Origin of the sequence: Sphingobium psychrophilum, from assembly GCF_012927105.1 — a bacterium.
Taxonomy (GTDB): domain Bacteria; phylum Pseudomonadota; class Alphaproteobacteria; order Sphingomonadales; family Sphingomonadaceae; genus Sphingobium; species Sphingobium psychrophilum.
The window spans coordinates 1-1,393 of record NZ_JABBFV010000076.1; the positions used below are offsets into that span (position 1 = coordinate 1).

1 protein-coding gene is annotated in these 1,393 nt (G+C 57.9%); it reads left to right on the forward strand.

Annotation, left to right across the window (positions count from 1 at the left end; all coding sequences use genetic code 11):
- The first annotated feature begins 103 nt into the window (after nt 1-103).
- Nucleotides 104-1,123, forward strand: a complete 1,020-nt coding sequence (locus tag HHL08_RS25250; RefSeq protein ID WP_169575586.1) for an IS110 family RNA-guided transposase — start codon at nt 104-106, stop codon at nt 1,121-1,123.
- The last annotated feature ends 270 nt before the right edge of the window (nt 1,124-1,393 follow it).

The following is a 1,393-nucleotide window of genomic DNA, read 5'->3' on the forward strand; positions in this document are numbered from 1 at the left end:
CAGATGGGGTGGTTGCCGCCCTCCCCAGACGGCATCGCAATGTGCCAAGATAGTGGTGTTGAAAGGCCACTGAGCGGAAAGGACGGCAACCGTGACAAAGGATATGATGATCGGGGTTGATTTGGCAAAATCTGTTTTTCAGCTGCATGCCGCGTCGATGACAGGTCAGCTTCGGTTTTGTAAAAAGCTGTCGCGGCAGAGTTTCCTCAAGTTTATGGCCGAGCAGCCTCGTGCGGTGGTTGTGATGGAGGCTTGTGGCAGCGCGCATTACTGGGCCCGCGAGATGACCAGCCTGGGCCACGAGGTGAAGCTGATTGCGCCGCAATACGTGAAGCCGTTTGTGAAGCGGCAGAAGAATGATGCGGCAGACGCCGAGGCGATCGTGATCGCCGCCCAGAGACCGGAAATGCGCTTCGTCGAGCCAAAATCAGCCGAGCAGCAAGGTCGCGCAATGCTGTTCCGGGCGCGGACCCGGCTAGTTCAGCAGCGCACCGAACTGGTCAACATGCTGCGCGCTTTTCTTTACGAGCTCGGTCATGTGGTGCCGCAAGGCATCAATAACGTGTCCCGGATCGCCGCGATCATCACCGAGCCCAACAGCGATCTGCCTGAGATTGCCCGGATTGAATGCCGCGATTTGCTGGAGCAGATCGAAGCAATGACCGTGCGGATTGCGACAAGCGACCGCCGGATCAAGGATCTGGCAGGGCAAGCAGACATGGCTCGAAGGCTACAGACCATGCCTGGAGTGGGGCCGATGACGGCTCTGGCAGTCGAAGCGTTTGCCCCGCCAATGGAGAGCTTCAAATGCGGCAGGGACTTTGCCGCTTGGCTGGGATTGGTGCCGAAACAGCATTCGAGCGGAGGCAAGACCCGTCATGGCCGCGTCTCCAAAGCCGGGCAAAGCGACATTCGCCAGCTGCTTATCATGGGCGCCATGTCGCGATTGAACTGGATGGGCCGAAAATCGATCTCAGAAACATCGTGGCTAGCCCGCATGCTGGCGCGCAAGCCACGGATGCTGGTGGCAATCGCATTGGCCAACAAGATGGCCCGGATGATCTGGGCGATGTTGACGAAACAGGAAGATTATCGAACCCCGGCAACGGCAATCGCCGCCTGATAGATAGGCTGCGCAAGGCCCAAGCTGGTAAGGGGGAGTGAGAAGGCGACGACCCGAATGGGCAAAATGATCGAACAGATCTGGATCAGGAAAACCAGTTAAGAGTCCCGAGTTTCGAGCTCGTGAATCAGATTTGGACCTGATCCGCGGATCACCATACCGGCCAGCGGCTTCTGGAAAACGCTGCAATCAAAGGCCTGACAGAAGACCGCGCTCGATCACCTGTTCACCGGTTCAAAAACTTCTTGCCTCACGGGCGGCAACCACAGA